The organism is Streptomyces sp. AM 4-1-1 (assembly GCF_029167625.1).
Classification (GTDB): domain Bacteria; phylum Actinomycetota; class Actinomycetes; order Streptomycetales; family Streptomycetaceae; genus Streptomyces.
This window is the reverse complement of the sequence record NZ_CP119145.1, coordinates 6,123,491-6,150,095: the sequence shown is the minus strand read 5'-3', so window position 1 is coordinate 6,150,095 and position 26,605 is coordinate 6,123,491. Positions and strand designations below refer to the sequence as shown.

At 71.2% G+C, this 26,605-nt stretch carries 19 protein-coding genes, 2 pseudogenes and 2 CRISPR repeat arrays; of the genes and pseudogenes, 8 read left to right on the top strand and 13 right to left on the bottom strand.

The features are described 5' to 3' along the window. Positions 1 to 120 precede the first annotated feature (120 nt). A complete protein-coding gene (locus tag PZB75_RS25930) occupies positions 121 to 987 on the top strand; it encodes an aminoglycoside phosphotransferase family protein (RefSeq protein ID WP_275537704.1) in 867 nt (288 codons plus the stop codon). Positions 988 to 1,068: 81 nt separating this feature from the next. Here PZB75_RS25930 and PZB75_RS25925 read toward each other — a convergent pair whose 3' ends face one another. Next, on the bottom strand, positions 1,069 to 1,806 hold the full coding sequence (locus tag PZB75_RS25925) for a 3'-5' exonuclease (RefSeq protein WP_275537703.1): 738 nt from the start codon (positions 1,804 to 1,806) through the stop codon (positions 1,069 to 1,071). Positions 1,807 to 1,884: 78 nt separating this feature from the next. Further along, on the bottom strand, positions 1,885 to 3,117 hold the full coding sequence (locus PZB75_RS25920; RefSeq protein ID WP_275537702.1) for an SAV2148 family HEPN domain-containing protein: 1,233 nt from the start codon (positions 3,115 to 3,117) through the stop codon (positions 1,885 to 1,887). A gap of 550 nt (positions 3,118 to 3,667) precedes the next feature. Between PZB75_RS25920 and glgX the strand changes: the two genes are divergently transcribed. The 3 genes from glgX (at position 3,668) to PZB75_RS25905 (ending at position 11,375) form a co-directional block, all read left to right on the top strand. Then, positions 3,668 to 5,890, top strand: coding sequence for a glycogen debranching protein GlgX (glgX, locus tag PZB75_RS25915; protein WP_275537701.1), 2,223 nt, complete (start codon positions 3,668 to 3,670; stop codon positions 5,888 to 5,890). A 94-nt stretch (positions 5,891 to 5,984) separates the two neighbouring features. Then, on the top strand, positions 5,985 to 8,360 hold the full coding sequence (gene treY, locus PZB75_RS25910; protein ID WP_275537700.1) for a malto-oligosyltrehalose synthase: 2,376 nt from the start codon (positions 5,985 to 5,987) through the stop codon (positions 8,358 to 8,360). A 144-nt stretch (positions 8,361 to 8,504) separates the two neighbouring features. Then, on the top strand, positions 8,505 to 11,375 hold the full coding sequence (locus tag PZB75_RS25905) for a M4 family metallopeptidase (protein WP_275537699.1): 2,871 nt from the start codon (positions 8,505 to 8,507) through the stop codon (positions 11,373 to 11,375). 101 nt (positions 11,376 to 11,476) lie between these two features. On the opposite strand, the pseudogene PZB75_RS25900 reads toward PZB75_RS25905, so the two are convergent. From PZB75_RS25900 to PZB75_RS25890, 3 genes and pseudogenes are all read right to left on the bottom strand, one after another. Then, positions 11,477 to 11,620: pseudogene (locus PZB75_RS25900) on the bottom strand (LysR family transcriptional regulator); the annotation flags it as partial. A gap of 62 nt (positions 11,621 to 11,682) precedes the next feature. After that, positions 11,683 to 12,249, bottom strand: a complete 567-nt coding sequence (locus tag PZB75_RS25895; protein ID WP_275537698.1) for a DUF1707 and FHA domain-containing protein — start codon at positions 12,247 to 12,249, stop codon at positions 11,683 to 11,685. A 221-nt stretch (positions 12,250 to 12,470) separates the two neighbouring features. Next, positions 12,471 to 12,881 (bottom strand): annotated as a pseudogene (locus PZB75_RS25890) (family 1 glycosylhydrolase); the annotation flags it as partial. A gap of 162 nt (positions 12,882 to 13,043) precedes the next feature. Here PZB75_RS25890 and treZ point away from each other — a divergent pair. Further along, positions 13,044 to 14,843 carry a malto-oligosyltrehalose trehalohydrolase gene (gene treZ / locus PZB75_RS25885; RefSeq protein WP_275537697.1) on the top strand — a complete coding sequence of 600 codons (1,800 nt, stop codon included), beginning with the start codon at positions 13,044 to 13,046 and terminating at the stop codon, positions 14,841 to 14,843. 123 nt (positions 14,844 to 14,966) lie between these two features. Here treZ and PZB75_RS25880 read toward each other — a convergent pair whose 3' ends face one another. Both PZB75_RS25880 and PZB75_RS25875 read right to left on the bottom strand, forming a co-directional pair. Next, positions 14,967 to 15,176: a DUF397 domain-containing protein gene (locus tag PZB75_RS25880; protein ID WP_275537696.1), complete on the bottom strand. Its 210-nt coding sequence runs from the start codon at positions 15,174 to 15,176 to the stop codon at positions 14,967 to 14,969. Then, entirely contained in the window at positions 15,173 to 16,000 is an 828-nt protein-coding gene (locus tag PZB75_RS25875; protein WP_275537695.1) for a helix-turn-helix transcriptional regulator, read from the bottom strand. The genes PZB75_RS25880 and PZB75_RS25875 overlap by 4 nt, the downstream gene beginning before the upstream one ends. Before the next feature lie 106 nt (positions 16,001 to 16,106). On the opposite strand from PZB75_RS25875, the gene PZB75_RS25870 reads away from it, so the two are divergent. Then, a complete protein-coding gene (locus PZB75_RS25870) occupies positions 16,107 to 16,316 on the top strand; it encodes a hypothetical protein (protein ID WP_275538938.1) in 210 nt (69 codons plus the stop codon). A 661-nt stretch (positions 16,317 to 16,977) separates the two neighbouring features. Next, a complete protein-coding gene (locus PZB75_RS25865; RefSeq protein ID WP_275537694.1) occupies positions 16,978 to 18,141 on the top strand; it encodes a methyltransferase type 11 in 1,164 nt (387 codons plus the stop codon). Between the two features lie 9 nt (positions 18,142 to 18,150). Further along, a CRISPR array of direct repeats spans positions 18,151 to 18,483; the repeat unit is 28 nt; unit sequence GGACCACCCCCGCGTGCGCGGGGACCAC. Positions 18,484 to 18,815: 332 nt separating this feature from the next. Here PZB75_RS25865 and PZB75_RS25860 read toward each other — a convergent pair. From PZB75_RS25860 to PZB75_RS25835, 6 genes are all read right to left on the bottom strand, one after another. Then, positions 18,816 to 19,961 carry a DUF6596 domain-containing protein gene (locus PZB75_RS25860; RefSeq protein ID WP_275537693.1) on the bottom strand — a complete coding sequence of 382 codons (1,146 nt, stop codon included), beginning with the start codon at positions 19,959 to 19,961 and terminating at the stop codon, positions 18,816 to 18,818. Between the two features lie 6 nt (positions 19,962 to 19,967). Further along, a complete protein-coding gene (locus tag PZB75_RS25855) occupies positions 19,968 to 20,375 on the bottom strand; it encodes a YciI family protein (RefSeq protein WP_275537692.1) in 408 nt (135 codons plus the stop codon). A gap of 249 nt (positions 20,376 to 20,624) precedes the next feature. After that, positions 20,625 to 21,324: a CRISPR direct-repeat array (repeat unit 29 nt; unit sequence GGGACCACCCCCGCGTGCGCGGGGACCAC). 337 nt (positions 21,325 to 21,661) lie between these two features. Further along, positions 21,662 to 22,738 (bottom strand): aminopeptidase P family protein, encoded by a 1,077-nt coding sequence (locus PZB75_RS25850; protein WP_275538867.1) that lies wholly within the window; start codon positions 22,736 to 22,738, stop codon positions 21,662 to 21,664. Positions 22,739 to 22,949: 211 nt separating this feature from the next. Beyond that, entirely contained in the window at positions 22,950 to 23,594 is a 645-nt protein-coding gene (locus PZB75_RS25845) for a nucleoside/nucleotide kinase family protein (RefSeq protein WP_275537691.1), read from the bottom strand. A gap of 89 nt (positions 23,595 to 23,683) precedes the next feature. Further along, positions 23,684 to 24,343, bottom strand: coding sequence for a response regulator transcription factor (locus tag PZB75_RS25840; protein WP_275537690.1), 660 nt, complete (start codon positions 24,341 to 24,343; stop codon positions 23,684 to 23,686). Beyond that, entirely contained in the window at positions 24,331 to 25,566 is a 1,236-nt protein-coding gene (locus tag PZB75_RS25835; RefSeq protein WP_275537689.1) for a sensor histidine kinase, read from the bottom strand. Before PZB75_RS25835 ends, PZB75_RS25840 begins: the two co-directional genes overlap by 13 nt. Positions 25,567 to 25,770: 204 nt before the next feature. Here PZB75_RS25835 and PZB75_RS25830 point away from each other — a divergent pair, with 204 nt between their 5' ends. Then, positions 25,771 to 26,493, top strand: a complete 723-nt coding sequence (locus tag PZB75_RS25830; RefSeq protein ID WP_275538866.1) for an ABC transporter ATP-binding protein — start codon at positions 25,771 to 25,773, stop codon at positions 26,491 to 26,493. Positions 26,494 to 26,605: the final 112 nt, after the last annotated feature.

Here is a 26,605-nt window from a genome sequence, read left to right as displayed (position 1 = left end):
CTCGTCCCTCCATCGGCAGGCGGGCGTGCAGGCAGGCGTGCAGGCAGGCAGGCGGGCGTGCAGGCAGGCAGGCAGGCACCGACGGTCCACCAGTGTCCGAACGGATGCGAAAATCGGACCATGGACGAGATGCGTGCGCGTGAGGTACTGACCGCTGCCGGGACGTCCGGCGAAGCGGAACTGCTCGCGCTGGGTGAGAACGCGGTGTTCGCGGTCGGGGACCTGGTGGTCAAGGTCGGCCGGGACGCCGTCCGGAACCCGGAGCTGCGCGCACGCGCCGAGCGCGAGGTCGCCGTCGCCCGATGGCTCGCCGGTTCCGGGGTGCCCGCCGTGCGCGCGGCCGAGCCGACGGCCCGGCTGGTCGCGGGCCACCCGGTGACGGTGTGGCACCGGCTTCCCGACGCGGTGCGCCCCGCCGAACCGCTCGATGTGGCGCGGCTCCTCACCCTGGTGCACGCGCTGCCCGCCCCGGAGGGCTTCACGCTGCCGCGCCGCGAGCTGCTGGGCGGGGTGGAGCGCTGGCTGCGGCTGGCGGGGGACGTCATCGACCCGGCCGACGCCGACTATCTGCGTGAGCGTCGCGACGGTTTCGCCGCCGCGGCGGCGGCGCTCGTGCCCCGGCTGACCCCGGGTCCGATCCATGGCGACGCGCTCCCCCGCAATGTCCATGTCGGGCCGGACGGGCCGGTCCTGGTGGATCTGGAGACCTTCTCGTCGGATCTGCGCGAACACGATCTGGTGGTCCTCGCGCTGTCCCGCGACCGGTACGGTCTCGACGCGGCGGCGTACGACGCGTTCACCACGGCCTACGGCTGGGACGTCCGCGAGTGGGACGGCTGCTCCGTGCTGCGCGGCGCCCGCGAGACCGCGAGCTGTGCCTGGGTGGCCCAGCACGCCCCGGCCAACCCGAAGGCGCTCGTGGAGTTCCGCCGCCGGGTGGCGTCGCTGCGCGACAACGATCCCGAGGTCCGCTGGTACCCGTTCTGACCTCGATCCCGAGGTCCGCTGGTACCCGTTCTGACCGGACCCCGCCCCCCGAGCGCCCGCGCACGACCCGAGGCCCACGGGTCAGCGTGGGACGGGCGGCACCGGGGTCGGCGCGCGCAACGGCCAGTTGCCGTCGATCACCGCGTCGGCCGTCCCCTTGCGGCGCAGGAACCGCTGGAAGTCGGCCGCCCATTCGGCGTACCACCCGATCTGACGCTCGTGCAGCTCGACGGCGGTCAGCTCGGCCACCGAGCCGTGCCGGCCGGCTATCGCGTACGCCACGCGCACCGCTGCCAGCGCGTCCGCACCCGCGTCGTGGGCGCCGCCGTGCACCACGCCGTACTCCGCGCAGGCCGCTTCGAGGGTGCGCTTGCCCTTGCGGTAGCGGTCCACCGCCCGGTCGATGGTGTACGGGTCGACGACCGGGCCGATCTCCGCGCCGCCCAGCCGGTCGGTGAGCGACGGCAGCCCGTGCCGCCGCAACTCCGCCGTCAGCAGCGTCAGATCGAAGGCCGCGTTGTACGCCACGACCGGCACGCCCTCGCGCCAGTACCCCGCGAGCGTGTCCGCGACCTCGTCCGCGACCTCGCGCACCGGCCGCCCCTCCGCCGCCGCCCGCTCACTGCTGATGCCGTGGATCGCCGATGCCTGTGCCGGGATGCGAATCCCCGGATCGGCCAGCCAGGTGCGCTGCCGCACCGGCTCCCCCGCACTGTCCGCGACCTCGACGACGGCCGCGGTCACGATCCGGGCCTCCAGCGGCTCGGTCCCCGTCGTCTCCAGGTCGAAGCCGACCAGCGCCTGCCGGTGCCAGCTCATCCCGTACCTCCTTCGTGGTGCTCCCCCAGGTGATGACCACCTTCCCACGCGGCACTGACAACACCCCTCGGGAATCCCTCAGGAGACGGGGCGGGAGTCCGTCCACACGGATTCGAACTCCTCGCGGTACGTTTCGAACAGACCGTGCTCGCTGTCCTGCCCGGACCTGACGACCGCACGGCCGCCGCCCCGCAGCACCAGCACGGGTGACTCCATGCCACGGGCGCTGCGCAGATACGGCTGGACGACGCCGACCGCGTCCGGTCCGTCGCCGTCCACCAGATACGCGGTGAAGCGCGGCGTCTCGTCGAAGACGTGGATCTCGAAGGCGCCGGGGTCGCGGAGCTTGGACCGTACCCGCCGCATATGGAGGATGTTCATCTCGACGGTGCGGCTCAACTCGCCCTTCTTCAGGGCCAGTTCCCGCTCACGGCGCTTCACCGCGCTGCTCGCCGGATTGATGAAGAGCAGCCGGACCCGGCATCCCGACTCGGCGAGCCTGACCAGGCGGCGGCCGGAGAAGTTCTGCACGAGCAGATTGAGTCCGATGCCGATCGCGTCGAGCCGCCGGGCGCCGCCGAAAAGGTCCTCGGCGGGCAGCTGGCGTTGCAGCCGCACCCGGTCCGCGTGGACGGAGACCACGTCGGCGTACCGGTCGCCGACCAGTTCCTCGACGGCGTCGACGGGCAGCCGGTCGGCGGACGGGACGGCGGCGCCGCTGCCCAGGATCTCCAGCAGCCGGGCGGAGGCCCGCTCCGCCTGGGCGAGGACCGCCTCGTTGAGCGCGCGGTTGCGGGAGACCACGTTGCGGGCGACCTCCAGCTCGTCGAGGACCAGCTCGACATCGCGGCGGTCGTCGAAGTACGGCTCGAAGCACGGCCAGTGCTGGACCATCAGCTCGCGCAGTTGCGGCAGCGTGAGGAAGCTCAGGACGTTGTCGTCGGCCGGGTCGAGGAGGTAGCCCTTGCGCCGGGAGACCTCGCGCACCGCGACGGCGCGCTGCACCCACTCCTGGCCGGCGGGTCCGGCGGCGGCCACCACCCAGTCCTCGCCGTGCACCGGCTCGTAGACGGGCCGCAGCACCGCGGCGACCACCGCCCGCAGCCGTTGTTCGACCAGGTTGAGCCAGATGTAGGCCCGCCCGGCCCGCTGGGCGCGGGTGCGCACCTCGCTCCAGGACTCCGCGTCCCAGTCCAGCGCCGCACCGATCTCCATGGGCTGGGCGAGGGACACCGCCCCCGGGCGGGCATCGCTGGACTCCCCCTCGTGACCCGCGTCACCTGGGGGCAGCTCGAACCCTCCCGAGCTCACCCTCGTACCGCCTTCCACTCCCCCACCAACGATCAAGGAAGGGTACTCCGCGAGCGGTATCCGGTGCAGCCGGATGGACAGGTCCCTTTGCCAACTGCCCGTACGCGTGGGCGCGTTCCCGGGGCCCGGTTCGGGGGAAGTGAGCTGATTCATAGGGTTTGGGCGCCGCGGCCCCGTGCGGGGCACGGGAACACGGCCGGCGAGGAGCCACCACGGGACCGTTCCGGGCGACACGGAGAGGCCCCGTGTTGACCGGTCCGGGTGACGTCCCGCGCGGTGACCGGCGAAAGCTTGCCGGGAGCGGTACTAGGAGCTTGCCCCACTTTCGGGGAGTATCGGAAGAAGTAAGGGGTGTCCCGTCGTCCCGGGCAGAACAGCGGGCGGCGTCGGATGCGGTGCGTCGCGGGGCGGAGGAACGTTCGCATACCGGATGTATGCGGGCGCTCCGACGACGCCGTGAGGCGCCGTGGCTGTCGTCGCCCGTCCGCCGGGGACGACGGCGCGTCCCTTGGCCCGCACCACCCGGATCAGAAGTGGAAGAGTCCTATCTATGCAGGTCTGGCCGGGACAGACATATCCCCTCGGCGCCACCTACGACGGCGCCGGAACCAATTTCGCGGTCTTCTCGGAGGCCGCCCACCGAATCGAGTTGTGCCTGCTGCACGACGACGGTTCCGAGACGGCGGTGGAGCTGAGGGAGACCGACGCCTTCGTACGCCACGCGTATCTGCCCGGGGTGATGCCCGGTCAGCGCTACGGGTTCCGGGTGCACGGACCGTACGAGCCCCAGCGCGGTCGGCGCTGCAACTCGGCGAAACTGCTGCTCGACCCGTACGCGCGGGCGGTCGCCGGGCAGATCCGGTGGGGGGAGGCGATGTACGGCTATCCGTTCGGGCGGCCCGACGCGCGCAACGACCTCGACTCGGCGCCGCACGCCATGTCGTCGGTGGTGGTCAACCCGTACTTCGACTGGGGTGACGACCGGCGGCCCCGGACGGACTACCACCGGACGGTGATCTACGAGGCCCATGTGAAGGGTCTGACGATGCTCCATCCGGGGCTGCCGGAGGAGCTGCGGGGCACCTACGCGGGGCTGGCCCATCCGGAGGTGATCGCGCATCTGACGGAGCTGGGCGTCACGGCGATCGAGCTGATGCCGGTCCACCAGTTCGTCCAGGACCACCGTCTGGTGGACGCGGGACTGGCGAACTACTGGGGTTACAACACGATCGGGTTCTTCGCCCCGCACAACGCGTACGCCTCCTGGGGCGACCGCGGCGAACAGGTGCTGGAGTTCAAGCAGGCGGTCCGGGCACTGCACCAGGCGGGCATCGAGGTGATCCTCGACGTGGTCTACAACCACACGGCTGAGGGCAACCACCTTGGGCCGACGCTCTCCTTCCGGGGGCTCGACAACGCCTCGTACTACCGCCTGGCGGCCGACCGGCGGTACTACACGGACACCACCGGGACCGGGAACTCCCTGCTGATGCGGTCGCCGCACGTCCTGCAACTGATCATGGACTCGTTGCGGTACTGGGTGACCGAGATGCATGTCGACGGGTTCCGCTTCGATCTCGCGGCGACCCTCGCGCGGCAGTTCCACGAGGTGGACCGGCTGTCGTCGTTCTTCGACCTGGTGCAGCAGGACCCGGTGGTCAGCCAGGTGAAGCTGATCGCCGAGCCGTGGGACGTGGGTGAGGGCGGCTACCAGGTGGGGAACTTCCCGCCCCTGTGGACCGAGTGGAACGGCAAGTACCGCGACACGGTGCGCGATCTGTGGCGGGGCGAGCCCCGGACACTCGCGGAGTTCGCGGGGCGGCTCACCGGCTCGTCCGATCTGTACCAGGACGACGGGCGGCGACCGCTGGCCTCGATCAACTTCACCACCTGCCACGACGGGTTCACCCTGCACGACCTGGTGTCGTACAACGACAAGCACAACGAGGCCAACGGTGAGGGCAACCGGGACGGCGAGAGCCACAACCGGTCGTGGAACTGCGGCGCCGAGGGTGAGACGGACGAGCCGGAAGTGCTCGAACTGCGGGCCCGGCAGATGCGGAACTTTATCGCCACGCTGATGCTGTCGCAGGGTGTGCCCATGCTCAGCCACGGCGACGAGTTCGCGCGTACCCAGCGGGGCAACAACAACGCGTACTGCCAGGACAACGAGCTGTCGTGGGTGCGCTGGCCGGCCCCGGCCAAGCGCGACGAGGACGGCGCGGAGGGGGACGGGGACCGTACGGAGAGAGACGGGGACGGGGACGGTACGGACGGGGACGGTACGGGGAAAGGGGGCGCGGCGGGGCCGGACAGCGCCGGGATGCTGGAGTTCACCCGGTTCATGGTCTGGCTCCGCCGGGACCATCCCGTGTTCCGCCGCCGCCGGTTCTTCCACGGGCGGCCGGTGGAGGGCACGCATGACGAGCTGTCCGACATCGCCTGGTTCACCCCCGAGGGCGTCGAGATGACGCAGCGGGACTGGCAGGCCGCGCACGCCAAGGCGCTGACGGTGTTCCTGAACGGGCACGCGATCTCGGAGCCGGGGCCCCGGGGCGAGCGGATCTCCGACGACTCGTTCCTGCTGATGTTCAACGCGAGCGCCGACACGCTGGAATTCGCCGTTCCGGTCCATCACGGGCGGCAGTGGCGGGTGGTGGTGGATACCGCACGCCCGGAGGGGATCGCGCCGGGCTCGGGGCCGAAGGTGTCGGCGGGCGACCGGCTGACACTGATCGGCCGCAGTATGGCGGTGCTGCAACGCCCGGCGTGAGGGCTGCCGCGTCACCGTGCCGTGCGGCACCCGGTGGGGTCCTTCCTCCGGGTGCCGCGACAGAGAACCCGTCAGGAAGGGTACGTACGTCCGCATGACGCCCACCGCCACCTACCGGCTTCAGCTCCAGCCGGACTTCCCCTTCGCCGCCGCCGAGGAAGCCGTGCCGTACATCGCCTCGCTCGGCGTGTCGCATCTGCATCTCTCCCCCGTCCTGGAGGCGGTGCCCGGCTCCCGGCACGGCTACGACGTCGTCGACCCCGGCCGGGTGCGGGCCGAGCTGGGCGGCGAGGAGGGGCTGGGAAAACTGGCAGGTACGGCCCGTGCGCACGGGCTGGGACTGGTGCTGGACATCGTGCCCAACCACATGGCCCTGGCGCCCCGGCACAACCGCCGCCTGTGGGAGGTGCTGCGCGAGGGGCCCGCGTCGCCGTTCGCCCCCTGGTTCGACATCGACTGGGCGGCGGGTGACGGCAAGGTGCTGCTGCCGGTGCTCCCGGGGCGGATCGGCGACGAGATGTCCCGGCTACGGGTCGACGGCGACGTGCTGCGCCACGGCGAGCAGGAGTTCCCGCTGCGCGAGGGTACGGCCGGGCTGCCGCTGCCGGAGCTGCTGGACGCGCAGCACTACCGGCTCGGCTGGTGGCGGCTGGCCCGTACCGAGCTGAACTACCGTCGGTTCTTCACGATCTCCGATCTGATCGGTGTCCGGGTGGAGGACCCCGAGGTCTTCGCCGCCACCCACACGAAAGTGCTCGAACTGGTCCGGGACGGCATCGTCGACGGGCTGCGCGTCGACCACCCGGACGGGCTCGCCGACCCGCCGGGCTATCTGGCCCGGCTCTGCGAGGCGACCGACGGGCGGTGGACGGTCGTGGAGAAGATCCTGACCGGTGACGAGCGGTTGCCCGCGGGCTGGGCGGTCGCGGGGACGACCGGTTACGACGCGCTGCACCGGATCGACGGGGTGTTCACCGACCCGGCGGGCGCGGCGGAGCTGCTGGGCCACTACCAGGACTTCGCCGGTCCTCCGGGCGACCGGGGCGGCCACTGGCCCGCCACGGTCCGCCGGGCCGCCCACCGGGTGGTGGCCCACGAACTCGCCGCCGAGACCGGGACACTGACCCGTCTGGCCGCCCGGATCTGCGCCTCGGACCCCGCGCTGCGCGATCACGCCCCGTGGGCGCTGCGCACCGCGGTGCGGGAACTGCTCGTACGGCTGCCCGTCTACCGTCCGTACGTCACGGCGGGGCGGCTCTGTTCCGCCACCGCGGAGGCGACCCTCCCGGAGCAGGCGGTCCGGGACGCGAAGGCGGTGTTCCCGGTGCCGGAGGAGGCCGCGGCCGTCGATGTGGTGCGGCAGCTGGCGCTCGGGCGGCTGGGTGGTGGGGCGGACCGGTCGGCGTTCTGCACCCGGTTCGCGCAGACCGCGTCCGCGCTGCACGCGAAGTCGGTCGAGGACGCGGCGTTCTACCGGTACACCCCGCTGCTCTCCGCGAACGAGGTGGGCGGTGACCCCGGGCACCCGGCCGTCGATCCCGTGGACTTCCACGCGTTCTGCGCCCGGATCGCCCGCGACTGGCCGGCCACCGGGACGGTGCTGAGCACGCACGACACCAAGCGCAGCGCGGAGGTACGGGCCCGGATCGCGGCGCTGTCCGAGTGTCCCGGCCGCTGGGCGGAGCAGGTGGCGACGCTGGAGCGGGCGGCCCCGGTCGCGGCCCCGGACCGCCGACTGGCCTGGGAGGCGTGGCAGACCGCCTTCGGCTGTTCGGGCGTTCCGGCCGGTGAGCTCGCCGGCCGGCTGGGCGCGGCGCTGCTGAAGGCGGTGCGGGAGGCGGGCCTGTTCACCGGGTGGACCGAGCGCGATCCGGGGTACGAGCGCGCGGTGACGGACTTCGTCGCGGCGGGCCCGGCCGCCGTCACGGGGCCGGTACGGGAAGCGGCCGAGCGGTTCGCGGACGGGTTGGCGCCGTTCGTCCGGGCCAATGTGCTGGGCGCGGCGCTGACCCATCTGACGATGCCGGGCGTGCCCGATCTCTACCAGGGGACGGAACGGGAGTACGTGGCGCTGGTCGACCCGGACAACCGGCGGCCGTTGCGCGTACCGGACGGGGAAGAGCCGCCCGACGAGAAGGCCGCGGTGACGGTGGCCGCGTTGCGGCTGCGCCGGGAGCGGCCGGAGGTGTTCGGCGAGTCGGGGGCGTACACCCCGCTGACCGCGCACGGTCCGGCCGCCGCGCACTGTCTGGCCTTCTGCCGCTCGGGCGCGGTGGTCACGGCGGTGACCCGGCTGTCGCTGCGGCTGGCGGAGGCGGGCGGCTGGCGCGATACGGCGCTGACGCTGCCGGACGCCGGACCATGGACCGATCTGCTGTCTCCGGGGCGGGAGTTCGCCGGGGAATCGGTCGCGGTGGCGGAGCTGTTCGCCGACCGTCCGGTGGCGCTGCTCCACCGGGTGGAGCGGTAGGGCGCGGAAGCGGTGGGGCAGGAGTGGCCGGAAGTCATCAGTGGGCGTCCGGCCCCCATTGAACGGAGCGGTGCATCACCGCTTCCATGGCCCCTGCCGACGGCGCTCCGCCGCCGGCACCACCGACAAGGAGGTCGGGAAACGATGCGTCATCCCCGGCAGTCAAGAAGAGCGAGAGGCCGCAGAGCGCGGCTGAGTGGCATATCGGGTGCGGCGGCGCTGATCAGCGCCGCCGCACTCGTCGTATCAGCTCTGCCCGCCGACGCCGCCACAGTGCCAACTCCCTTACCGCCGAGCCCCGGAGAAGTGGTCCAGGGACAGCGGACCGACACACCCGCGCTGGTCCAGGGCATCCGGGAGCAGGCCCCGGCCGCCGCAACCCCCGAAAACGCCGCCCGCACCTACCTCAACGCCAAACAGGACCGATACCGGATCACCAACGCCCCACGCGACCTGACACCCGCCGGAACCACCGTCACCGACGGCCACGAAACCGTACGCCTGCAACAGAAACACCACGGCATACCCGTCCTCGGCGGCGAATACATCGTCCGCATGCAGAACAAGGACGGCACACGCACCGTCACCGGCACCTCCGGCAAATACTTCACCGCACTGCACACCGACACCACCGCCGAGGTCACCGAAACACTCGCCGTCGAACGCGCCGTCGAGGCCGTGCTCGCGGAGCTCAACAGGCAGAACTGGACATCGTCCCGGGGTGGGACGGAGGAGGACACGCCCCCGCTCAAGGGCATCGCCCGTGGACTCGTCGTCCTGCCCAGAGGCCCGGGCGTCCTCACCCACCACATCACCGTGCACGGCACGGACCCCGCGAGCGGGGAACCCGTCGTGCGCGAGATCTACATCGACGCCCACGCCGGATACCCGGTTTTCCAGTACAGCGGAATCCAGACGTTCGGCACGCCCGTCACTTCTGCGGGGAAGTCCCGTACAGCGGCCGGGAAGCCCGCCGCATCCAGCGTCCGGCAGCGGACGCCGGTCGCCGAGCAGGGCACCGGCGTCAAGCTGGACGGCACATCCGTCGCCCTTGAGGTCGAGCAGGACGCGAGCAGCGGTCTGTACGTGTTGCGCGATCGCACCCGCATCCCCGCCGACGAGTACACGACCAAGGTTCTTTCCACCTGGGACGCCCGCGGCAAGCTGGTCGGTGACGTGTCCGGCGGGTGGCCGGACGGCATCAAGGAGTTCGGTTCGCCGACCCCCGCGTTCGGCGCCGAGGCCACCGATGCGGGCGCCGTGGACGCGCACTGGGCGGCCGGGCAGGTGTACGACTACTTCAGGGACGAGCACGGGCGCAACAGCCTCGACGGCCACGGCACGAGCATCAACTCCCTCGTGGGCGTAACCGGTTACTCGGGTACGTACGTCAATGCCTTCTGGGACGGGCAGAAGATGGTGTACGGCATCGGTGACGAGGAGTACCGCCCGCTGTCCGCAGCCGTGGACGTGGCTGGTCACGAGATGACGCACGGCGTGATCGAACGCTCCGCGAGACTCGTCTACGCGGGCCAGTCGGGCGCCATGAACGAGGCCATCGCGGACTACTTCGGTAACACCATCGAGGCGAAGGTGCACGGCACCTCGGCGACGGACCCCGACTCGGGACTCGTCGGCGAGCGGCTCTGCCGGACGAAGGCCCCGCGCGAGTGCGCGTTGCGTGACCTCAACGACGGGCGGACCACGACCAGGTCGTTCATCGGTTTCGACTTCATCAACGACAATGGCGGCGTCCACCAGAACTCGACCATCTTCGGCGGCGCGCTCTGGGACGCCCGCGAGGACCTGGGCCCCGATCTCACCGACCGCATCGTCTACAAAGCCCTCACCGAGTACCTCACCCCGCTCGACGGCTTCACAGAGGGACGGGCGGCGGTACTCGCGGCCGCCAAGGACCTGGGTGTCAAGTCAGCGGACCAGAAGACGCTCCAGCGGGCCTTCACCGCACACGGCATCGTGCCCGGCTGGGAGTTGGCCATCGGCTCCGACTCGGACGTCCTCCTCGGCCGGATCAACACCACCGGTACGGGGCCTGATGCGGGCGGCGGATGGTGGGCGGTGTCCAAGTCGAACGAGGACGGTTCGGAACCGTACTCGGTATGGGCCGGGCGCACCGACGGCAAAGGCCAGCCCAAGCTGATCAGCCCCAACGACGGCCGCTACCACGACAATCCCGCCACCGACGGCAAGACCGTGGTGTGGACAGCACACGGCGTGGACGGCGTCGACCTCCTGGCCAGACCGCTCGCGGGCGGTCCGGTGAAGATCCTGTGGCACGGCAGGAGCGCGAGTGGTCCGGTGAGCGTCGACGGTGACGTGGTGGCCTTCGACCACGCCAATATCGGCGGGCGTGCGGCGGTGTCCTATCTGAGCCTGAAGGACCCGCAGAACATCCACAACTTCGGCGGTGGCACCTATCAGAGATCACACAGCTCGTCCGCGAACCACGGCAAGGTCGCCTACCAGTCCAGAAACCGGGTGCGCGGCGTGACGTACGCGTTGACCACCAATGTCATCGATGTCGCCACCGGTGTGAAGACGGTGGTCCAGCAGGCTCCGGACGAGACGACTCTCGGCCCGACAGCCATCAACGGAACGCGGGTCTTCTGGCTCCTGGAGGACTGGTCGGGCGAGAACGACACGATCGTGCTGCGCAGCGCAGCACTCGACGGTTCCGGCGTGGTGGACCTCACGCCGGCGACCGGACCGGACGCGCTGTACGGGCGCAGCGTGACGGCCTCCGAGACGGCGGTCACGGTCGGTGCCTACGTCCCCGACGACGAGATCCGCAATGAATCGCTGCCCAAGCTCTACCAGTTCGACGCGAACGGCTCGGTCGACGAACCGGGCACCAGTAAGGGCCGGGTCTCCTGCAACCGCGGTACGCAGACGTGGGGCGCGGCGGTGGACGGCAGCCAGGTGGTGTGGCTGGACTCGACGACCGGTACGACCAACCTGGTGACCCGCACCCGGCCGACGGGCCGGTGCGACTGACACACAGAGCAGCACGACGAGAGCCGGGGCCCGGCGGACACCTCACCCGCCTGGCCCCGGCCGATCCCCCAGAGGTCCCGGTGCGGCCAGGAGGCGCGCGGCAGTTCTGTGAACTCGGCCGCCGCACCCGTCAGTTCGACCCGCGAGAAGACCGCGAGCTGTCGCCGCCGGGGCGGATCGACGGCGAGGACCGCGCGGTCCTCTCCGACCGCGCCCCGGACCATGTGCGCCGGGACCGCCGCGACCCGGGCGGCCCCCGGGTCCCGTACTCCTCGCCGCGGCCCGCGTCGATGGGTCCGGAGGTCGCTCAGGCGGGCGGCCGGGCCGGGGGCGCGGAGAGCCGGAAGCCCATCCGTCCGAAGCTCACCTGGTCCCCGTCGCGCACGGCGACCACCCCGGTGACGCGTCGGCCGTTGACGCAGGTCCCGTTGGTGGAGCCGAGGTCGCGCAGGAACCAGCAGCCGCCGCGCACGGTCAGTTCGGCGTGGGTGCGGGACACGGTCTCGTGGTTGAGCCGCAGCCCGTTCCCCGGGTCACGGCCGATGAACAGCGGATACGGGCCGGGGCCGGGCAGCAGGAGCTTCGGCAGCCGCTCGGTCTGCCAGGCCCTGCGCAGCCGTTCGGAGAAGGCGGAGACTCCGCTGACGGTCCGGAACAGCCGTCCCGACCAGCGTCCTCCGGTGCGCAGATCGGCGGTGAGCGCGTCCAGTTCCTCCACGCGGCCGGCGGTGAGGGCGAGTTCCATGCGCCGTACGAAGGTGTCGTGCGAGAGCCTGCCCTGCGCCGCTCCTTCTCTGAGCACGTCGAGGGCACGGTCGCGCTGGGCGTCGGAGAGCCGCGCGGGATACGTGGGGGACTCGAAGGAGGACGTCACACCATCAATTGTCGGGCCGCCCGGCCGGGGTGTCCAGAAGAGCGGGTCGGCGATGCCTCTTTCCCACCCCTGCCGACCTGCCCTCCGACCTGCGCTTCCGGCCTGCTTCCGGCCTGCTTCCGTCCCGGGAGAGGACAGGTCCCCTTCCGGCTCGCGCGGAAGGCGCGGTGCGAAGTGTGCGGCCCGCCGCGGGGCCTCGTACGGGGGGATTCCCTCGCCATCCGTTCGAGCCAGCCGCCCGCCTCGTCGAGCGGGAGCGGGGTGTCCCAGTGGTAGAGGGTGGGGGCGGGGGTGATGCCGTGGTCGCAGAGTTCGTCGACGAGGCGGTCGTAGAAGTCGAGTCCGGCCGTGTTGACCGGTCCGCTGCCGCCGGGCACGACGCGCGGCCAGCTGACGGAGAACCGGAAGGCGTCGGCGCCCAGCCCCGAGAGGAGGGCGACGTCCTCGCGGTAGCGGTCGTGGAAGCCGGTGCCGAGGGTGGTGTCGGTACCGCCCTTGATCCGTCCGGGCCGCGCGGCGAAGGCGTCCCATCCGGAAGGTCCCTTGCCGTCGGTGTCGACGGCCCCCTCGGTCTGGAAGGCGGACGCGGAGGCACCCCACAGGAAGCCCGGCGGGAACTGCGGCACGGTCATCTCGACCTCCATGAGCCGTACGTTACGAGCACGACCAAACAGGGAAACGATCAGAACCAGACCTTAATCGCCAGTAACAGACTCCATCCAGTGTCGCGGGCCGGTGATCATCACTTCTGCCGATCATGGGACACACCGTGAGTCCCGGACGAGGAGTGGTGAATGCGGTTCCAGGTGTGGGCACCGGAGGCAGCGACGGTCGGGCTGCGGCTCTCGGGCACCCTGCGGGTGATGGAGCGCGATCCGGTACGGGCGGGCTGGTGGACCGTCGAGGCGGAGGCCGGCGACGGCGACCGGTACGGCTTCGTGGTGGACGACGGGCCGGTCCTGCCCGACCCGCGTTCGCGCCGCCAGCCGGACGGGCCGGACGGCGAGAGCGCGGTCGTCGACCACGCCGCGTACCCCTGGCGGACCACTGACTGGGCGGGTCGGGGGCTGCCGGGCTCGGTGCTGTACGAACTGCACATCGGCACGTTCACCACCGAGGGCACCTTCGACGCCGCCGCCCGGCGACTGCCGCACCTCGCGGAACTGGGCATCAGCCATGTGTCGCTGATGCCGGTCTGCCCGTTCCCCGGCACCCATGGCTGGGGGTACGAGGGCGTGGCGCCGTGGGCCGTGCACGAACCGTACGGCGGCCCGGACGGGTTGAAGCACTTCGTCGACACCGCGCACGCGCTGGGGCTGGCGGTCGTGCTGGACGTGGTCCACAACCACCTCGGGCCGTCCGGCAACCATCTGCCCGCCTTCGGCCCGTACTTCACCGAGACGCACCACACCCCGTGGGGCGCCGCCGTGAACCTCGACGCCCCCGGTTCGGACGAGGTGCGCGCGTATCTGCTGGGCAGCGCGCTGGGCTGGCTGCGCGACTACCGGCTGGACGGGCTGCGGCTCGACGCGGTCCACGCCCTGGCCGACACCCGCGCGCTGACGTTCCTGGAGGAACTGTCCACGGCGGTCGACGCGCTCGCCGCCGAGCTGGGCCGCCCGCTCCCGTTGATCGCCGAGTCCGACCTGTGCGATCCGCGTACGACGACGCCCCGCGCCTCGGGCGGTCTCGGGCTGCACGCCCAGTGGAACGACGACTTCCACCATGCCCTGCACACGGCCCTGACCGGTGAGTCGCAGGGCTACTACGCCGACTTCGCGCACGCCCCGCTGGCCGCCGTCGCCAAGACCATCACCTCTGCCTTCTTCCACAACGGCACCTACTCGACGTTCCGGGGCCGTACCCATGGCCGTCCCGTCGACACCACCCGCAGCGCGGCCCACCGTTTCGTCGGCTACGCCCAGACCCACGACCAGATCGGCAACCGGGCCCTCGGCGACCGCCTCGCCGCGACCCTCTCCCCCGGCCTGCTGGCGTGCGCGGCGACCCTGGTCCTCACGGGACCGTTCACCCCGATGCTGTTCATGGGCGAGGAGTGGGGCGCCCGCACGCCCTGGCAGTTCTTCACCGACCACACGGACCCGGCCCTGGCGGACGCCGTACGGGACGGCAGGCGGCGGGAGTTCGCGGCGCACGGCTGGTCGGCGGACGAGATCCCCGACCCGCAGGACCCGCGCACCCGTGACCGTTCCTGCCTGGACTGGACGGAGCCCGAGCGCGAACCGCACGCCCGGCTGCACGCCTGGTACCGCGAACTGATCGCGTTGCGCCGCACGTTGCCGGACCTGCGCGATCCGGACCTGGCGACGGTACGGACGGCCCACGACGAGGCGGCCCGCTGGCTGGCGTACCGACGCGGGGACCTGCGGATCGCGGTGAACCTGGGGCCGACGCCTGCGGAAATCCCGCTGGGCGGCGGTGCGGGCGGGAGCGGGGATGGGGGTGGCGAGAGGAGCGGCGGGGTCGGCGGGCGGGTGCTGGCCGCGTGGACGCCGGTCCCGGCGGCGGGGCCGGGGCCGGACGGGGTGCTGCGACTGCCCGGGGAGTCCTGCGTGGTGCTGGCTGACGACTGAGAAGGTACGGGGCGAGACTGCGGGCCGCTTGATGTGGCGGACCCCATGATCTGCTGCACCACGCGGTGAGCAGCATGACGTCCCATCGCCTTCTGCACGATGGGACGTCGCTTGAGCAGCCGGTCAGACGATGCCGAACCCGCCGGCCTTGACGCCCGCCACGAACGAGGCGAACGTGTCGGCGGGGAAGCTCAGAACCGGACCGCCCGGGGCCTTGGAGTCACGGACGGGAACCACGCCGCGCGAGACGACGAGGTTGGCGGCGACCTCGATGCACTGGCCGCCGTTGCTGCTGTAAGAGGACTTGAACCAACGGGGGGAATCGGTCGTCACGGGGTGCCCTTTCGTACCTGCTCGATCACGGCTACGGATGCCGCCTGGGACAGCGCTTCGGCTTGCATCTGATGGTAGGCCGTTACCAGAGGCTGCACGAACCTCATATCGCGCTCCAGACGCCCTTGCTGTGCAGACTCGGCGTACGCAATATGAGACCGGTCGGCAAGAGTCAGCAGCGTTACGGGCAGATCGAACGCTCGTCGCTCACCGAGGTCGAATGGGGCCACCTGTACGACGGTTGAGGGAAGCTCGGCGAACGCGGTGAGCCGTTCCAGCTGTTTCTCCATGACTCCGGGGCCACCCACCGGGCGCCGAATGCAGCTCTCATCAAGAACGACGTACACCAAGGGTGAGGGAGTCCGCTCCAGGGATGCCTGTCGTTGAGCAAGGAGCGTCAGCCGCTCTTCTGCCTGCTGCTCGGTGATTGCTCCGCGTCGCACGGCGCCGGTAGTGATGGCGGCAGCGTACTCCGGCGTCTGGAGCAAGCCCGGAATGATGCCGAGCTCGAAGAGCCTGATCTCCGCCGCACGTACCTCATGGGCGACGAACTCCGGGAAGCCCTCAAGTATTGCGGTGTTCCATACAGCCCGACCCTGGCGTTCGAGTCTGTCCCCAGTACCGAACGCCCTGTCAGCACTTGCCGCGAAGCGAGGAGTTGGGGGTCGACGACCAGTTTCGACGGCGGAAATGTGCGTCCCGGAGCACCCCATGCGCTCCCCCAGTTCGTCCTGTGTCCAGCCGCGCTCATCCCGCAGCGTGCGCAAACGCTGCCCGAAGGCCGCACTCGGTGACTTTTCAGGGTCCAGCTCTTTCCGGTTCAACGGCTACCACCTAACTCCCCGAGCAACTGACACAGGTTGAGGACAGCCCGACTGTAGGCCACGCTGTGCCGTCTTGGTAGTGGAACAACTACGGAGAGGAACGATCGTGCCTGCGATGAACGTCCCCGAAGGCGCTCAGGAGTCGCCGCACGCCCCGGCCCCCGGCGCATCCGCCGAGTGCCGGGAGTGCCAGGAACTCCGCCTGGAAGAAGCCATCGCCAACGACGAGGGTGATCTCAGTACGGCTGTGGACTACCGGGTCCTCCTGCGCCGTCACCAGCAGACGGCGGACTGCTCGGAGCGGCGGCCGGCATGACGAAGCCGAGGCCGCCGTTGCCGGAGTTCAATCCGCTGCGCTTCCCGCCATGTGAGTGCGAGCGGTGCCGCGCCGACAAGTCCCGGGCCGTGGAGTCCCTGTTGATACGGCGGTTGCGCACCAGGGTCGCCGAGGAGAACCGGCTTCGAAAGTCGATTCGACGGGCGTGGTGACCCACCCCGAGTACACAGCGCAGACCTGTGTGGGTGATGCGGTGGTGACTGTCTCTCTCGGTGGACCTTCACTGCCGCGCACGCCGACCCGCGCTCCGCGACTGCGGCTGCGGCTGCGGCTGCGGAACCCCATGACTCGTGAAGAAGCTCTCGCCCTGTGATCAACATCCTCATCCCGGACACAGCCTCCAGCAGCCGGGATGACTGCTGTGAAACCTCCGCCCCTGCCACATAGGACCCGGTACCAGAACAGCACGAGTCCGTGGCCCCCGCTCTGCGGCAGGGGCGGGACCGAACCCTCGCGGCACCCCGGTCGGCCGTTTCGAGGACAAGCCCGCCGACGGCCCACGGGGGCCACAGTGGGCCGTTCTCTCGGTAGGCGTGCCCGCTCCTCGCGCAGCGTGCGCGTCGAATGACTCGAACGACTGCGATCCTGCCAGCACTGAAATATGTGACCCCGCCTACTGATCACGGAAAGGCTCAGCAGCATGGACTGGAAGAGGCGGGCGCAAGAACTCGCCGACCGGGTGACGGACCCGGACTCTCGGTGGCGCGACGCTGTGGCGAGCGTGCCCCGTCATGAACTGATCCCGCGTTGGTGGGACATGGACGACTCGGGCGGATGGGTTCTGCGCGAGGGCGCGAACGACTCACACGCATGGGCCAAGGCGGCCTATGGCGACCGGTCGTTGGTCACCAGGGTCGGCGCTCTGCACGCCGACCACGCGAATCCCGGCGACCGGCCCGACGGGGCACCCACGTCGTCCGCCACGCTGCCGAGCCTGGTCGTACGCATGCTCCGGCACGGGCGACCGGGTCCGGGGCTCTCGCTCCTGGACCTGGGCACCGGAGCCGGCGGACTCGCCGCGTACGCGTCCCGAAGGTTGAGGGACGGGAGTGTCACGAGCCTGGACGTGGACCCCTACCTGACCGACGCGGCGGGTGCACGCCTCGCCGACATGGGTCTGCACCCCGAACTCATCACTGCGGACGCGACCGAACACGTACCGGGCCTGTACGAGCGGATCGTGTCCACGGTAGGGCTGCCCACTGGCCCGGGGCTCCGACCGACCCTTGCCGCACTGGTACCGGGCGGCCGGATCGCGACGACGCTGGGGCGGACCTGTCTGATCGTCACGGGCTGGAAGCACACCAACGGGGACGTGATCGGACAGGTGGAGCGCGACACCGCCGGATTCATGCTCACCCGATCCGGCGACGACCACCCGCCCACCCTCTCCGATCTGCTCGCCCTCGCCCGGGACACCCGGGGAGAGGAGACGAGCACAGGCCGCTACCCGGTGGTGGACGTGGCGAACGCCTGGGAACTGCGCTCCATGCTGGAAGTCACCACACCCGGTGTGGAGCACGTATACGAACAGCACGGCCGGCACCGGACCGCCTGTCTGGTCCACCCGGACGGTTCATGGGCCCGAGCCACCGCCGAACGGACCGACCCACCGGAAGTCCACCAGGGCGGACCACAACGACTTTGGACAGCCCTGGAACGCACCCGCAACCGCCTGAACGCAGAAGGCTCTCTGCCCCTGCTGGGCGCACGTGTCCACATCACGCCTGACGGGATATGTCACCTCTCAGGCGGAAACTGGCACGCCACGATGGGCAGCGGCAATGGCGACGACAACCAATAGTCCGTGCTCGAATTAGCCCTGCGTGCGCGGGGATCAAGTGAGCGGGTTGACCACGACGTGGTCGAGGAGGGGACCACCCCCGCGTGCGCGGGGACCACGAGCGCGGTATCCCGCTGCCGGACAGCCCGCCGGGACCACCCCCGCGTGCGCGGGGACCACATGCGGGCGGCCATGTTCTTCGACTGCTCGTGGGGACCACCCCCGCGTGCGCGGGGACCACTCGTCGGCGAGCCGGGACGGGTTCTTCGGGGCGGGACCACCCCCGCGTGCGCGGGGACCACCAACGGGGGAGAGGTGCGCGGTTCAGTGCAGCCGGACCACCCCCGCGTGCGCGGGGACCACAGCAATTGACCTGGGACTTTACACCGACGAGAGCCTGTTTTTACTTACTTCCAGAGATCCCGACATTCCGACTCTCTGCCGTGTATGGAACAAATCCGCCCACTCATTCCGTCTTCCTGGTCATCGCCATCCGCCGTGAAGGGCAACCGGCCAAGGATGCCATTGACGTTACTGCTCCAGCCAGCTTCGACTGTCCCTCCGACCTGGCCCATGCCGCGGGAACCACGACGCGTCAGGCCCGAGTGACCATGCGTCCGCGCCTCTTCGCCACTGACGGTTGTGCCATCCCAGTCCGGAAGGCCGCTCAGGACCGCAATCCTCACCGGGGCCCGTCAGTGGCACCGTCGGGCATTGAGCCGGGCGGCCTGGCGCGTCAGGTGGTCGCGCTCGGCGAGGTTGGGTGCCTTTTGTGCCGCCTCGGCGTAGAACCGCGCCGCCGTCGCCAGGTCTCCGTCACGCTCGTGGAAGTACGCCGCCACTGCGGCGTGGCGGGGCAGTGAGTCATCCAGCGCCCCAAGCGCCGCAAGGCCCGCGCGCGGTCCGTCGGCCTCGCCGACGGCCACGGCGCGGTTGAGCCGGACGACCGGACTGTCGGTCAGACGCTCGAGTTCGTCGTACCACTCGACGATCTGCACCCAGTCGGTCTGCTCGGGGGTGGGCGCGTCAGCGTGTAGTGCCGCGATGGCGGCCTGAGCCTGGAACTCGCCCAGCCGGTCGCGGGCGAGGGCCGCCTGAAGGATCTCGACGCCTTCCGCGATCGACTCGGTGTCCCACCGGCCCCGGTCCTGCTCGGCGAGCGGTATCAGACTGCCGTCGGACGAGGTCCGGGCGGCACGCCTGGCGTGGTGGAGCAGCATGAGTGCGAGCAGCCCCGCCACCTCTGGGTGGTCGATCGCGGCCGCGAGCTGCCGGGTGAGCCGGATGGCCTCCGCGGCGAGGTCGACGTCGCCGGAGTAGCCCTCGTTGAAGACCAGGTAGAGGACGCGCAGCACGGTGGCGACGTCGCCGGGCCGGTCGAATCGCACGCCGGAGACGGTGCGCTTGGCCCGGCTGATGCGCTGGGCCATGGTCGTCTCGGGCACGAGGTATGCCTGGGCGATCTGCCGGGTGGTCAGTCCGCCGACGGCACGCAGCGTGAGCGCGACCGCGGACGACGGCGTCAGCGAAGGGTGGGCGCACAGGAAGTAGAGCTGGAGCGTGTCGTCCACCGGGGGCACCGGACCGGGCACGGGCTCCTCGTCGACAAGGTCCTCGCGTCGGCGGCGGGCGCTGTCCGCCCGGGTCGCGTCGAGGAACCGGCGCCAGGCCACGGTGATCAGCCAGCCTTTCGGGTCCCGTGGCAGGTCGGCCGGCCAGACGCGGACCGCCTCGACCAGCGCGTCCTGCACGGCGTCCTCGGCCGCCGCGAAATCGGCTCCGCGGCGGACGAGGATCGCGAGCACGCTCGGTGTGAGGCTCCGCAGCAGGACCTCGTTCACCTCAGGTCACTCCGTGATGGTGGGCGGTGCGGCCAGGAACGGGCGCAGTTCGAGCCATTCGTGGATCGGCTTCCCGCCCGCACCGGGAGCGGCCGACAGCTCTCCGGCCAGCTCGACGGCGCGCTCGTAGCTGTCGACGTCGATCACCATCCAGCCAGCGATGAGGTCCTTGGTCTCGGCGAACGGGCCGTCGGTGACCGGCGGACGGCCCTCGCCGTCGTACCGGACGAACGTTCCCTCAGGGGCGAGCGCCTGACCGTCGACGAACTCGCCGGTCTCCTCAAGCCGGGCCGCGAAGTCGTGCATGTACCGCATGTGGGCCGAGATCTCCTCCGGCGTCCACCGGTCCATGGGCACGTCGTTGACCGAAGCCGGGGCGCCACGGTAGTGCTTGAGCAGCAGGTACTTGGCCATGGTGTTTCTCCTCGGTGCTGGTGCGACCCATTGTGGTCGCGTTCACTGCTGGGACGGAGCCAGCCACGGGTTCTCGACATCACCGCCCGAATTTTTTGGGCTCTCGTAGATGAGCCTGCACGAGCCGTCTCGCGGTGTCAGGGGCCATGGCGCGCGAAAGCAAGACAGACCGAACCCTCCAAGATCACGAGCGACCAAGCAACGGGGTGAGGAGAAGACCCTTATCGAACACGGGATCTCCACTTGAGAGAGACCAACCCCGCGTGCGCGGGGACCACAGCTACCGGTCGCCCGCCCGGTGCCGGAGGTGGGGACCACCCCCGCGTGCGCGGGGACCACTCGACCACGGTCAACGCCGCGAGGTACGAGAGAGGACCACCCCCGCGTGCGCGGGGACCACGCCACGTCGTACAGCCATCCCCTGGTCGGGTGGGGACCACCCCCGCGTGCGCGGGGACCACGTCGCGTCCACCGGCAGCCCGTCCTCGTTGACGGGACCACCCCCGCGTGCGCGGGGACCACCCGTCGAGCGCGCTGCGGAGGAGGTTCCGCCAGGGACCACCCCCGCGTGCGCGGGGACCACACCTGGGCGTTCCTCAAGCCGGTCGTCGACGGGGGACCACCCCCGCGTGCGCGGGGACCACGAACTCTGGATACCTCATGGGCGTCATTATGGGGGACCACCCCCGCGTGCGCGGGGACCACGCCCTCCAGATCGTCCTTCCGCTCATCGGCCCGGGACCACCCCCGCGTGCGCGGGGACCACCCGTCCTCCGCCAGTCCGGCATCAGCGACGACGGGACCACCCCCGCGTGCGCGGGGACCACAGATCGACGGCTCCGCCGGTGGTCATGACGTGGGGACCACCCCCGCGTGCGCGGGGACCACACCACCTGTCCCAGGCGATGACCTCCGCCAGGGGGACCACCCCCGCGTGCGCGGGGACCACAGCAATTGACCTGGGACTTTACACCGGCGGAAGCTTGTTTTTACTTACTTGCAGAGATTCCGACATAACGGCACTTCCTCGCGTACCGGACCGGCACCACCCGCCCACTCCGTCCTCCCCCGTCGAAGCCACTCGCCCGCCCCCAAGCCGTTCCCCTGTCGTTTCCCCGCCGGTGCCCCGCGAGCGCCACCCGCCCGTCCGTCCCGTCCAGACGGCCCGCCCTCCGCACCCTCCGTGCCCTCCGTGCCCTCCGTGCCCTCCGTGCCCTCCGTGCCCTCCGTGCCCTCCGAAGGCTCCACCCTCTCCGCTCCCTCCACCCCTCCGCTCCCTCCCCTCTCTACTCGACGACCGCCAACTCCCTCGCCGTGCCGTTCAGTCGGCGGCCCCCGTCCTCCGTGACCGTCACGATGTCCTCGATCCGGACGCCGAACCTGCCCGGCAGGTAGATCCCCGGTTCCACCGAGAAGCACATCCCCGGAACCAGCGGCTGTTCCTCGCCCTCGATCATGTACGGCGGCTCATGAGTGGTGACGCCGATTCCGTGGCCCGTGCGGTGGATGAAGCGTTCGCCGTATCCGGCCTCCGCGATGACCGTCCGGGCCGCCCGGTCGACGTCCTGGCACGGGACCCCGGGCCGGACCGCGCGGCATCCGGCGTCCTGCGCCTCGCGGACGATGTCGTGCACCCGCTGTTCCTCGGCGGTGGGTTCGCCGACGTGGACCGTACGGGAGGTGTCGGAGCCGTAGCCGTGCATGAGCCCGCCGAAGTCCAGCACCACCATGTCGCCCCGCTCGATGGTGCGGTCGCCCGCCTCGTGGTGCGGGTCGGCGCCGTTCGGGCCGGAGCCGACCACCGTGAAGTCGACCTGCGAGTGCCCGAACTCCAGGAGCAGCCCGGCCAGATCGGCGGCGACCTCGGTCTCCCCGCGCCCGGAGAAGCGGACCTTCAGGATCTCGCCGTACGTGGCGTCGGCGGCGGCCCCCGCGGCGGCGAGGCGTTCGAGTTCGGGGGCGTCCTTCACCGCGCGGAGCATCGGCAGGGCCTCGGTGAGGGAGGCGTACGTCGTGTGCGGGAGCGCCTGTTGCAGGGCGAGCAGATGCATGGCCCAGGCGTTGTCGCTGACTCCGTACCGCCCCCGGCCCTGGAGCAGCGGGGCGGTCGCGGCGTACGGGTCCTTGCCGTCGGTCCAGTCGCGCAGGGTGAGGGCGGGGGCTCCGACGGCCCGTTCGGCGTCCGGTGCCTCCAGGGTCGGGACGACGAGGACGGGTTCCTGGCCGGGTGTGAGGACGAGGAGGGTGAGGCGTTCGGTGGTGGCGGTCGGCCGGTAGCCGGTGAGGTGGACCAGGTCGGGCCCCGGTGCGATGAGCAGCCCTGCGAGCCCTGCGTCGGCGGCGGCCCGCGCGGCGCGGTCCATCCTGGCCCGATAGGTCTCCGTCGTGAACGGCACGGGCGCGGGCGCGGCGGTGGGGCCGGGGCTCGGACCGGAGCTGAGGGTCGGACTCGGGCTCGGGTTCGTACCGGGGCTGGGGGTCGGGCTCGGGCTGGGGCTGGGCATACGTGACCTCCTGGCGGCGCGACGGCATACAGCATCCTGCCCGTCCGGGCCGCCGGGCGCGAGTGGTGTGTCAGTACAGGCCGGGGTGTACGAGAAGGTCGGCGCGGTCCCGGCCCCGCTCGACAAGCCGGGCGTTGGCCTCGTCGGACTCGGCCACCCAGCGTTCCGCTTCGGCACGGTCCTTGCCGTACCGCACATGCCGGTCCACCAGCCACCGGGTCCGTACGGCGGGGTCGGGCGCCAGGAACCACACCTCGTCGAGCAACCCTCGTACGGCGGCCCAGGGGCCCTCCTCGTACAGGAGGTAGTTGCCCTCCGTGATGACGAGCGGTGTGTCGGGCGGTACGGCGATGCTCCCGGCGATCGGCTCCTCCAGGGACCGGTCGAACGCGGGGGCGTAGACGGGGCCGGGCTCGTCGGGGGCGCGCAGTCTGCGGAGCAGCGCGGTGTAGCCGTGGGCGTCGAACGTGTCGGGAGCGCCCTTGCGGTGACCGCGGCCGAGGCGGCTCAGTTCGGCCTGGGCCAGGTGGAAGCCGTCCATGGGGACGAGGACGGCGAGCCCTTCGAGGGCGTCGACGAGCCGGACGGCCAGGGTGGACTTGCCCGCTCCGGGCGGACCCGCGATACCGAGGACGCGGCGGTGGCCGGGGGCGCCGGGTGTGATGAGGCGGCGGGCCCGGTCCGGCAGTGCGCCGAGGTCGCTCGTGTCGTCCATGGGGGCATTGTGCCGGGCGGTGGAAGGGGGGTGTGGATCGGGTGGGGGTGGCATGTGTGAACAGAAGGACTTCCCCGGTCCCGCCCTTCTCAGCGCTCGCCCTTGCCCTCCAGGTAGGCCAGCACCGCGAGCACCCTGCGGTGCACGGTTCCGTCGTCCGGTTCCAGGCCGAGCTTGGCGAAGATGGAGCCGATGTGCTTGCTCACCGCCCGTTCGGTGACGAAGAGTTCGCCCGCGATGGTGGCGTTGGCCTTGCCCTGGGCCATGTGTTCCAGCACTTCGCGTTCGCGGGCCGTGAGGCTCTGGAGGGGGCGGGCCGAGGCTTTGCGGGTCAGCAGTTGGGTCACCACTTCCGGGTCGAGCGCGGTGCCGCCCGCCGCCACCCGGTCCAGGGCCTGGAGGAACTGGTCGACCCGGCCCACCCGGTCCTTCAGCAGATAGCCGATGCCCTGCGCGCCCTGGGCCAGCAGTTCGGCGGCGTAGGTCTCCTCGACGTACTGCGACAGGACCAGGATCGGCAGGTCGGGCAGTTGGGCGCGGGCGGCGAGCGCGGCGCGCAGCCCCTCGTCCCGGAAGGTCGGCGGCAGCCGTACGTCGAGGACGGCGATGTCCGGGCGGTGCTCCAGCAGGGCGGGCAGCACCTCGGGGCCGGCCGCCGCGTCGGCCACCACCTCGTGGCCGGAGCTGGTGAGCAGCAGGATGATGCCCTCCCGCAGCAGGGCGTTGTCCTCGGCGATCACGATCCGCACGGCAGCTCCACTTCGATGTACGTCGGCCCCCCGGCGGGGCTGCTGATCCGGGTGGTGCCGTCCAGGGCGGCGACCCGCCGTCTGATTCCCACCAGCCCGCTGCCGGCGCGTTCGTCCGCGCCGCCGTGCCCATCGTCGCCGATGGCCACGCGCAGTGCGCCGGTGGCCCGGTCGATCCGTACGGTGGCGGTCGTGGCACCGCTGTGCTTGCTGATGTTGGTGAGTGCTTCGGCGAGTACGAAGTAGGCGGCGGCCTCGATCGCGGCGGGCAGCCGCCGCCCGTCCTCGATCCCGTCCAGTTCCACCTCGACCGGCACGCTCACGTCGGCGGCCAACGCCCGTACGGCGCCCGCGAGTCCACGGTCCGTCAGGACCGGTGGGTGGATGCCGCGCACCACGTGCCGCAGCTCGGCGAGGGCCGCGTCGGCGCCGTCCTGGGCCTCTTCGAGGCGGGCGCGGGCCAGGTCCGGGTCCCGGTCGAGCAGTTGCTTGGCGAGGCCGATCCGCATGGACAGGGCGACGATCCTGGCCTGGGCGCCGTCGTGCAGGTCGCGTTCGATGCGGCGGAGTTCGGCGCCGTGCGCCTCGACCGCTCCGGCGCGGCTCTCGGTCAGCTGGGTGATCCGCTCGGCGAGTCCTTCGGGGTGGGTGGGCCTGAGGAGCGACCGGGTCCAGTTCGCGGACAGATCGGCGAGCACGGGGTGCCAGCGCAGTACCCAGCCCTGCCGCCGGGGCGGTGGTGTGCCGTACTCGTCGACGGCCCGCCGGTCCAGGAGGTGGGCGACGGAGAGCACCACGCCGTCGACGAGCAGCCCGATCGGCCAGAGCACCAGGGCGGCGTAGCCGAGGACGTTGCCCATGAGGGTCTGGGCGGGCAGCCAGATGACGTCGCGCCAGGTCGTGGGGTCGGTGAGGACGAGTCGGGCCCGCTCGACCGTTCCGCCCTCGTCCAGGGGCGGGTACGGGGTCGGGGCGAACGGCACCCCGAGCCGCGCCGAGGCCCTGCGGCGCTCGAACTCCGCGAACCTCCTGAGCAGCTTCGCGGCCTCGGGCAGGGCGGGCAGCCCGATGACCAACGCGGCGAACATCAGCACCACGACCACCAGGAACGCGCACAGATAGGTGCACAGGGCCACCGGGATGCCGACGAAGAGGTAGTACGAGGCGTCCCAGGACCGCCGGACGGCGGCGGTCAGCGGGGTGGGGGCGGGGGTGGGGCTCATGATCTGCCACATTAAGCGGTCGTCCGCCGGTCGGCGGTGGTGCGCTCCCCCGGTTCGTGGTGGAGCTGGCTGTACCCCCTTCCGGGACCGCGCACCCTCGTCCGCGGAGCCTGTGGTTCGTAACGTTTACCCAGGTCAGGAAGTATGACCGGACAGCGCTGCGGTACGGACGACACGGCCGTACGACGGCAGGAACACGGAACGGTGGACACAACGGTGCGGACAGTCACGGCGGTACGGGCCCCGGCGCTCGCCCTGGAGTCGGTGAGCCGGCGCTACGGGCGGCGCGGCAGCGGTGAGGAGGCGATGGCGCTGGATTCCGTCAGCTGCGAGATCCCGGCCGGAAACTTCACCGCCGTGGTGGGACCTTCGGGGTCGGGCAAGAGCACGTTCCTCCAGTGCGCGGCGGGTCTCGACCGGCCGACGGCGGGGACGGTACGGGTCGGCGGCACCGATCTCGGTGCGCTCAGCGAGGCGGCGCTGACGCGACTGCGCCGGGACCGGATCGGCTTCGTGTTCCAGTCGCACGCGCTGAATCTGGTGCCCTCGCTGAGCATCGAGGAGAACGTCGTGCTGCCGCTGGTGCTCGCCGGGGCCGATCCGGCGGGCGCCGATGTGCTGGCGCGCGGCCGGGACCTGCTGGCGCGGGTCGGTCTGGCGGGCCGGGGTTCCGGTGGACCGGGGACCCTCTCGGGCGGTCAGCAGCAGCGGGTCGCGGTGGCGCGGGCGCTGGTGACCGAACCCGATGTGATCTTCGCGGACGAGCCCACGGCGTCCCTGGACCCGGAGTCGGCGGCGCTGGTGCTCGGTCTGCTGCGGGACGCGGTCCGGGTCGACGGCCGTACGGTGGTCATGGTCACCCATGACCCGTCGGCGGCGAGCTGGGCGGACACCGTCCTGACGATGGACGGCGGTCGGCTGCGATGAGCGCGCGCAGGAACGGTGGCGGAGGTCTTCTGGCCCGGCGCGGCGGAAAGGACCGCCGGTCGGCGTCGAAGCCTTCGGAACAGCGGCCCCCGGAGGAGCGATTCGCGGGACA

Coding starts and splice junctions, on each gene's coding strand:
- PZB75_RS25930 (WP_275537704.1), top strand. CDS start 121: ATGGACGAGATGCGTGCGCGTGAGGTACTGACCGCTGCCGGGACGTCC.
- PZB75_RS25925 (WP_275537703.1), bottom strand. CDS start 1,806: ATGAGCTGGCACCGGCAGGCGCTGGTCGGCTTCGACCTGGAGACGACG.
- glgX (WP_275537701.1), top strand. CDS start 3,668: ATGCAGGTCTGGCCGGGACAGACATATCCCCTCGGCGCCACCTACGAC.
- treY (WP_275537700.1), top strand. CDS start 5,985: ATGACGCCCACCGCCACCTACCGGCTTCAGCTCCAGCCGGACTTCCCC.
- PZB75_RS25905 (WP_275537699.1), top strand. CDS start 8,505: ATGCGTCATCCCCGGCAGTCAAGAAGAGCGAGAGGCCGCAGAGCGCGG.
- treZ (WP_275537697.1), top strand. CDS start 13,044: ATGCGGTTCCAGGTGTGGGCACCGGAGGCAGCGACGGTCGGGCTGCGG.
- PZB75_RS25865 (WP_275537694.1), top strand. CDS start 16,978: ATGGACTGGAAGAGGCGGGCGCAAGAACTCGCCGACCGGGTGACGGAC.
- PZB75_RS25855 (WP_275537692.1), bottom strand. CDS start 20,375: ATGGCCAAGTACCTGCTGCTCAAGCACTACCGTGGCGCCCCGGCTTCG.
- PZB75_RS25850 (WP_275538867.1), bottom strand. CDS start 22,738: ATGGACCGCGCCGCGCGGGCCGCCGCCGACGCAGGGCTCGCAGGGCTG.
- PZB75_RS25845 (WP_275537691.1), bottom strand. CDS start 23,594: ATGGACGACACGAGCGACCTCGGCGCACTGCCGGACCGGGCCCGCCGC.
- PZB75_RS25835 (WP_275537689.1), bottom strand. CDS start 25,566: ATGAGCCCCACCCCCGCCCCCACCCCGCTGACCGCCGCCGTCCGGCGG.